Here is a 7516-nt window from a genome sequence, read left to right on the forward strand (position 1 = left end):
CCACACGGCCGACGTCATCGACTACGAGGAGGGCGAGCACTCCTACATCGACCAGGCGACCAGCCCCTACCGCGACGCCGACGGCAACGCGTTCGACCCGGGCGACTACGCCGGTGCCGGCGACCCGACGAGGCGAGCCCGAGGGGACCGTCGTGGCTTGCCGACGCGTGCGTGAGGCCGCCTCCGGGCCGCGGGGCGATCCGGAGGGCGGCGCCTCCTGGCGCTGCGGTGTCGAGCCCGGCGACGACGCGGTGCATGAAGCCGGCGATCGCACCGAGCGCGTAGTGGTTGAACGACGTCATGTCGCCGGGGTTCACCGTGCCGTCGGGGAGCATGCTGTCCCAGCGCTCCCAGATCGTCGTCGCGCCCATGCCCACCTGGTACAGCCACGACGGCATCTCGTCCTGCAGCAGCAGGTGGTACGCCGCGTCGATGCCGCCGACCCGCGCGAGGGCGTCGCAGATGATCGGCGTGCCGACGAAGCCCGTGCTGATGCGGAAGTCGTTCTCGGCGACGAGCTCGATGAGCCGTTCGCCGGCGCGGCGCTCCTGCTCGGGTGAGGCGAAGAGATCGAAGACGATGGCGAGCGCCACCGAGGTCGGGGTGTCGCTCACGACTCTTCCGCTCGCCGAGAGGTACTCCGAGCGGAAGGCGGCGAGCGCGCGATCCGCGATGCCGCGGTAGCGTTCCTCGTCGCCGCGACGGCCGAGCAGGGCTGCGGTCTCGGCCATGATCCGGGCGGTCCGCACGTGGTAGGCCGTGGCGACCAGGTGCTTGTCCGTGTGCGATTGCCCCGGGTTGTCCGGCGGCGCCGCCGGGTCGAGCCAGTCCCCGAGCTGGAACCCCGAGTTCCAGAGACCGGTGCCGCCGGCCAGGCGATCGACGAGGTCCACCCACGCCGTCATGCTCTCGTACTGCTCCTCGAGCACCCGGGTGTCGCCGTCGTGCTGGTACAGCTCCCACGGCACGATGACCGCGGCATCCCCCCACGCAGCGGTCGGGAAGTTCGGGAAGCCGCACTCGAGCCATGGCACGAAGTTGGGGACGTGACCCTGTTCCGCCTGCTCGGCGGCGAGGTCGCGGAGCCAGCCCGTCAGCGTGCCGTGCGCCGCGTAGAGCCGCAGTGCGGTTGGCGCGAACACCTGGATGTCGCCGGTCCAACCCAGCCGCTCGTCGCGCTGCGGGCAGTCGGTCGGGAGGTCGACGAAGTTGTCGCGCATGCTCCACACGACGTTCTCGTGAAGCCGGTTCAGGCCCGCGTGCGAGCTCTCGAACCAGCCGGTGCGCGGCATGTCGGTGTGCACGACCAGGGCTTCGACGTCGACCGAGTCGAGGTCGCCCGGCCAGTGCTCGAGCTCGGCGTAGCGGAACCCGTGGATGGTGAAGCGGGGCGTCCACGTCTCGAGGCCCGAGCCGGCGCAGACGTAGGCGTCGATCGAGACGGCGGCGCGCAGCGGCCGCACCCCGAGGGCGCCGTTCTCGAGCACCTCGGCGTGGTGCAGGCGCACCTCGTGGCCCGCGGGCCCGCGCACGTTGATGCGGAGCCTGCCCGAGATGTTCTGGCCGAAGTCCAGGCGGATCCGTCCGCCCCCGATCGACTCCACGGTGACGGGCCGCAGGGCCTCGATCACCCGCACCGGCGGACCGGTCGGCGCCTCGAGGCGAGCCGGGAAGTCCTCCAGCGGCAGCACCGTCGGCGACGCCCAGTCCCGGTCGTCGAATCCGGGCGTGCTCCACCCTTCCGGCAGCAGTCGAGCGTCGTACCGCTCGCCCTCGTACAGTCCGACCTCGGTGATGGGCGACGGATGCCACGACCAGGCGTCCTCGAGCGGGACCCGCACGACCGAGTGGTCGTCGAGGGTCAGCTCGAGCTGCAGGAGCAGCGCGACATCCGTGCCGTAGACGTCCCAGAGGCCGCCGTCGAAGCCGATGCGGCCCCGGTACCAGCCGTCGGCGAGCCAGGCGCCGACGGCGTTGGGGCCCTCGACGATCGCCTCCGTCACGTCGTACGTCTGCGTGCGGAGCCGATGCCGGTAGCTGGTCCAGCCGGGCGACAGCACGTCATCCGACACGGGGCGGCCGTTCACCTCGAGCTCCGAGACCCCGTGCGTGCTCGAGTAGATGCGGGCCCGCCGGACGCGGCCGAGGGTGATGCCGAGGTCGGCCGGGTCCCACGTCGCGCGGAGCAGGTAGCCCGGCCGGAGCGTTCCCGCCGGGGCCGCCGGCGACGGCGAGACGAAGGGCACGCTCCAGTCCGCGCGATCGAGCAGCCCGGCCTCGATCCGGAGGGGCGCGCTCCACGAACCGACGCCGTCGGCGGCCCGGACGCGCAGCTCGCCGCCCGCACGCGACGTGAGTTCGTCGAATGGCCAGTCCACGAGCCGGGTTCGTGCGGCCGGGAGGCGCACGGCGCGCACCTCGCCGTCGTCGCGGCGGAACTCGAGTTCCCAGGCGTCGGCAACCGCCGAGGCGATCCATGAGAGGCGGGGCCGCGGCTCGCCGATGCCGAGACCGTCCACTCCGCGGCGGTTCTCGAGCCAGACCGATTCGATCCGGACCTGTTCGCGCGTCATCCCTTCACCGATCCCGCCGTCAGGCCCTTCATGACCTGCTGGTTGAGGAAGAGGTAGATGACGAGCGTGCCGAACACGCTCACCGCGATGGCCGCGAACGTCGGCCCGTACTGCACGGCGCCGTACTGACCGGTGAAGTTGAGGAGGCCCACCTGGATGGTGCGCAGCGCGTCGCTGTTGGTGAACGTCAGCGCGATGAGCAGGTCGTTCCAGAAGAAGAAGAACTGCACGAGGCCGACCGTGAAGACGGCGTTCTTGACCAGGGGCAGCCCGACCGCCCAGAACGAGCGCAGGATGCCCGCGCCGTCGAGCGTCGAGGCCTCGAAGATCTCACGCGGCACCGACCGGAAGAACGTCGCCATCATGAACACCGTGAGCGGGAGGCCGGTCGCGATGTAGGTCAGGATCATCGGCCAGTACGTGCCGGTGAGGCCCGTGCGGAAGTAGATCGTGAACAGCGGCAGGAGGATCATCTGCGTGGGCACCATGATGCCGGCGAGGAAGAGGAGCAGCACCGTGCCGCGGCCCTTCCACACCATGACCTCGAGGGCGAAGCCCGCGGCGACGCCGACGATCAGCACGATCGCCAGCGACGGGAAGACCACGATGATGCTGTTGAGGATGTACTGCCCGAAGCCGTTCTCGAACACGGAGACGTAGTTCTCGAACGACCAGCTCTGCGGGAGCGACCAGAAGGGCTCGTTGAGGAACTCGCCCTGCGTCTTGAACGACCCGAGGAACATCCACACCATCGGGTAGATCATGATGACGAGCAGGATGGCGAGCAGGATGCGCACCGGGAGCCGCGCGAGGAAGCGGCGGGGGCCGCCCGCACGACGTTGCGGCACGCGCTCGGGTGCAAGGCCGCGGGGGTTGACGCTGGCGATGGCGGTGGTCTGGACGGTCATCGGTCTCAGTCCTTCGTGAGGTCGCGGCGCGTGGACCGGAAGATGAACACGGTGAACAGCAGGCACAGGATGGTGAGCATCAGTGCGATCGTGCTGCCGTAGCCGTACTGGCCGTAGGTGAACGAGGTCTGGAACATGTAGAGCGTGAGGGGCGTCGTGGCGTTGCCGGGCCCGCCGTTGGTCAGGGCGACGACGCTGTCGAAGACCTTGAGCGTGCCGTTGATGCTGAAGATGAGCGACGACAGCAGCACGGGCAGCGACAGCGGCAGCACGATCGTGCGCACGAGCTTCCAGCCTCCGGCGCCGTCGAGGCGCGCCGACTCGAGCATCTCCTCGGGGATGTCGAGCACTCCGGCGTACAGGAGCACCCCGTAGAAGCCCATGGACTGCCACAGACCCATGAGGATCAGGACCCAGAACGAGGCTTCGGGCGTTCCGAACCAGTCGACGGACTCGATGCCGAGGAGGTTCAGGAAGGAGTTCACCGGTCCGGTGGTCGGGGCCGCCTCGAACAGGCGGGTGAAGAGCAGTGCGATCGCGACCGTGGGGAGGACGATCGGGAAGAAGATGATCGTGCGGATCGTCGACGACGCCTTCTTCAGGTAGAAGACGTACAGCAGCGAGAGGCCGTAGCCGGCGGCGACCTGCAGGACGGTCATGACGAACGCGAAGCGGATGGTGAACCAGACCGCGCTCCACGCGGCCGGATCATTGAAGAACTTGATGAAGTTGTCGAGGCCGTTGAAGGTGAACCCGACGATGGGGTTGCCGTCCATGACCGTGTAGCCGAGCGACCAGATGATCGGCACGAGCATGATGAGCGAATAGAGCAGCAGGGCCGGTCCGAGGAGGATCAGGACGGCGCGCTTGTCGCCGAGGACTCGTTCCATGGTTCACGCAATCTGTCGGCTGCCGGAGCAGCGGGGTGGAGCACGGGGGCGCGGCGCGATCACCGCGCCCCCGCATCAGGATCGGACGGGGTCAGCCCTCGTCGTTGGCGTCCTGGACGAGCTTCATGAAGTCGGCGCCGCTGAGGCTGCCGCTGGCGAGCCCGCCACCGTTGGTCTGGCTGACGCTCGTCGCCTTCGAGTTGAAGAGCGCCTCGAACCACAGGATGCTCGACGGCGCGTCGGCGATGACCTGCTGCACGGTCTGCGTCGTCTCGGGCAGGTCGGCCGGCGGGTTGTCGATCGTGAAGCCCGACACCACGCCGCTGTCGTTGAGGACGGTGTCGCCGTAGTTCGAGACGATGCAGTCGAGCCACGCCTTCTGGTTCTCGCCGAAGCCCTTCTCAGCGAACATGACGGGCACGCCGACGTTCGCGGGGACCTGGTCGATCGAGCCCTTGCCGCCCTCGACCTCGGGGAACGGCGCGTAGCCGATGTTGTCCAGGCCGATGGTGTTCTGCGTCTCGTCGTTGAAGTTCGCGAGCGCCCAGCTGCCCATGTAGAAGAACGCGGCCTGGCCGGTGAGGAACTGGTTCATGGCCGCGTTGTAGTCGATCGAGCCGACCGCGTCGCCGAAGTAGCCGGCCTTGCCCAGCTCGGCCACGGCGTCGGCCGCCTTCACGTACTCGTCGTCGGTGAGCTTGGCGTCGCCGTCGGCGACGGCCTTGAGGGCGTCGGGTCCGATGTCGCGGGCGATGTAGTTGCCGACGAGGCGGGTGATGGGCCACCCGTCCTTGCCGTCGGCGGCGAAGGGCTGCACGCCGGCGCCGTGGAGGGTCTCGGCGGCTGCGACCAGGTCGTCCCAGGTGGCCGGGACCTCGATGCCGTTGTCGGCGAGGAGCTGCTTGTTGTACCAGAAGCCCTCGATGTTGAACTCCGTCGGGAGGGAGTACATGTCGTCCTCGCCGTAGAGCGCCTCGATGGTGGAGGCCGCGGCGGGGAGGATCTTGTCGGTGAGGCCGAGCTCGTCGAGCTCGTCGGAGAGGTTCAGGACCTGGTCGGCGTCGATGAACTGCTTCATGAGCGAGGGGGTGCCCGCGGCCATCGACATGTTCGAGAGCGCGTCCTGGCCGGCCAGGAGCTGGAGCTTCTGGTCGAACTGGGCGCCGGCCGACTTGTCGGCCGTCAGCGGGGCGGCCTTCTCCTCGGCAGCACACTGGTCTTCCGACAGGGTCGTCAGGGTGTCGATGATCGTCGTGTTCTCGGTCTGGCCGAAGTAGGTGAACTTGCCGCTGTCGGACGAGCCGCTCGACGCCGGGCCGCAGCCCGTGAGCAGGAGGGCCCCTGCCCCCACGACGGCCGCGAGCGGAGCCAGGCGCCGGAGGCGCCGAGATGCTGTGGTCACTATTCCTCCTTGAATGTGGGCGCTTTTGAAGCGCTTCATTTGGAAGATACCGGTAGGCTGGCGAAATGTCACGCTCGATCGGTAACGAATTTGAAACGCTTCATATCTGTTCGGCATGCGGCGACGAGGTTCGTGCGACGATAACGACGACCGACCGCCGACTCGCCACGGCCGCGCACACGGAGGTGCCGCATTCCCGCTGAACGACGTCGTGGGCTCAACTCGCAGCCGAGCATGACCGACGTGGCCCGCCACGCGGGCGTGGCGCTCGGCACGGTCTCGAACACGCTGAACAATCCCGACAAGGTCTCGGAGTCGACTCGGCGACGCGTGCTCGCCGCGATCGCCGAGCTGGGGTTCGTGCGCAACGACGCCGCCCGCTCGCTCGCCGCCGGCAGCAGCTCGACGGTCGGCCTCGTGCTCGCCGACCTCGACAACTCGTTCTTCGTCGACATCGCCCGCGGCGCCGAGTCCATCCTGCGCCAGCACGACATGAGCCTCCTCATCGCGAACACCGACGTCGACCCGGCACGGGAGCAGCGCAACCTCACCCTCTTCGAGGAGGCTCGGGTGGCCGGCATCCTCGTCGCGCCGACCCCATGGGTGCCGTCGCGGCATCCGGCCGTCCGAAGCACCCCCCTCGTGTACGTCAACGCTCCCCCGACGGATGCCTCGCACTCGGGAGTGGTCGTCGACGAGCGGCGCGGCGGCGAGCTGGCCGCGCGCCACCTCATCGAGCTGGGCCGCACGCGGCTGCTGTATGTCGGCGGCCCCTTCCTCCTCGACGCCGTTTCCGAACGACGCGACGGCGCGCTCAGGGCCGTCGACGAGACGCCCGGCGTCTCGCTCGAGACGCTCGAGACCCGAGGGCTCAACATCCCCCACGGCCGGCAGGCCGCTCGCGAGATCCTCGAACAGGGCGCCGGTCGGTACGACGGCATCGTGGCCGCCTCCGACCTGCTCGCCATCGGCTGCATCCAGGTGCTCGACGGGCAGCCGGGTTTCGACGTGCCCTCGGACCTCGCGATCACCGGCTACGACAACAACCACTTCGCCTCCGAGAGCGCCATCCCCGTCAGCACCATCGCGCAGCCCGGCGAGGAGATGGGCCGGGTGGCAGCCCAGCTGCTCATCAACCGCATCACCGAGCCCGAGACCGCGACGCCCCGCACCGTGACCCTCGAGCCGCACCTCATCGCACGGCGCTCGACGCTCGGCGAGGTGTGGCGCCGGGACTGACGCGGCGTCAGATCTCGGTGTGCCCCAGCTCGGGCGCCGCCAGCAGCCGGATGACCGCGTCGGCCATCGCCTCGAACTCGAGCGCCACCACCTCGTTGCGACCGGCCCGCGTGACCGGCGAGGGCACGATGAGCGTGCGCTGCGGACCGCGGCGCCAGTAGCGTCCGAGCAGGAAGCCGTTCACCCAGACGAGGCCCTTGCCCCAGTCGAGGGTGTCGAGGTAGAGGTCGGCGGGCTCGTCGAGCTCGAAGGTCCCGCTCGCGAGATGCGGGCCGGCCGCGGCATCCGCTCTCCCGTCGGCAGCGGCCCTGCCACCGGGCCCGAACGTCAGCGCGGGCACCCGGTCGAGCTCGATCGGACGCGCCGCCCACCCCGTGAGCTCGACGCCGTCGAGGAGCACGCCGCCGATGAGGCCCTTGTGCTCGCCGATGCGGGTGCCGTAGTCGACGCGGCCCTGGTCCTCGACGACGATCGCGAGCTCGCCGCGCGCGTCGGGCAGCACCA

Annotated in this window: 5 protein-coding genes and 1 pseudogene; 1 reads left to right on the forward strand and 5 read right to left on the reverse strand. The window is 69.4% G+C overall.

Features of this window, described 5'->3' with window-relative positions; all coding sequences use genetic code 11:
- Positions 1-14 precede the first annotated feature (14 nt).
- The 4 genes from GH736_RS13790 to GH736_RS13805 form a co-directional block, all read right to left on the reverse strand.
- A complete protein-coding gene (locus GH736_RS13790) occupies positions 15-2573 on the reverse strand; it encodes a family 78 glycoside hydrolase catalytic domain (protein ID WP_159604222.1) in 2559 nt (852 codons plus the stop codon).
- Positions 2570-3481 (reverse strand): carbohydrate ABC transporter permease, encoded by a 912-nt coding sequence (locus GH736_RS13795; protein ID WP_159604224.1) that lies wholly within the window; start codon positions 3479-3481, stop codon positions 2570-2572. The genes GH736_RS13790 and GH736_RS13795 overlap by 4 nt, the downstream gene beginning before the upstream one ends.
- A gap of 5 nt (positions 3482-3486) precedes the next feature.
- On the reverse strand, positions 3487-4371 hold the full coding sequence (locus GH736_RS13800; RefSeq protein WP_159604226.1) for a carbohydrate ABC transporter permease: 885 nt from the start codon (positions 4369-4371) through the stop codon (positions 3487-3489).
- Positions 4372-4462: 91 nt separating this feature from the next.
- Positions 4463-5773: an ABC transporter substrate-binding protein gene (locus GH736_RS13805; RefSeq protein ID WP_235934209.1), complete on the reverse strand. Its 1311-nt coding sequence runs from the start codon at positions 5771-5773 to the stop codon at positions 4463-4465.
- A gap of 234 nt (positions 5774-6007) precedes the next feature.
- Between GH736_RS13805 and GH736_RS13810 the strand changes: the two genes are divergently transcribed.
- Positions 6008-7012 (forward strand): LacI family DNA-binding transcriptional regulator, encoded by a 1005-nt coding sequence (locus GH736_RS13810; RefSeq protein WP_159604230.1) that lies wholly within the window; start codon positions 6008-6010, stop codon positions 7010-7012.
- Between the two features lie 7 nt (positions 7013-7019).
- Here GH736_RS13810 and GH736_RS13815 read toward each other — a convergent pair.
- Positions 7020-7516 (reverse strand): annotated as a pseudogene (locus GH736_RS13815) (beta-galactosidase); the annotation flags it as partial.

The sequence above is a fragment of the Agromyces humi genome, assembly GCF_009720255.1.
Classification (GTDB): Bacteria; Actinomycetota; Actinomycetes; order Actinomycetales; family Microbacteriaceae; genus Agromyces; species Agromyces humi.

What these genes read in the sequence shown, in the direction of transcription:
- GH736_RS13790 (WP_159604222.1), bottom strand. Translation starts at nt 2,573, where the DNA reads ATGACGCGCGAACAGGTCCGGATCGAATCGGTCTGGCTCGAGAACCGC.
- GH736_RS13795 (WP_159604224.1), bottom strand. Translation starts at nt 3,481, where the DNA reads ATGACCGTCCAGACCACCGCCATCGCCAGCGTCAACCCCCGCGGCCTT.
- GH736_RS13800 (WP_159604226.1), bottom strand. Translation starts at nt 4,371, where the DNA reads ATGGAACGAGTCCTCGGCGACAAGCGCGCCGTCCTGATCCTCCTCGGA.
- GH736_RS13810 (WP_159604230.1), top strand. Translation starts at nt 6,008, where the DNA reads ATGACCGACGTGGCCCGCCACGCGGGCGTGGCGCTCGGCACGGTCTCG.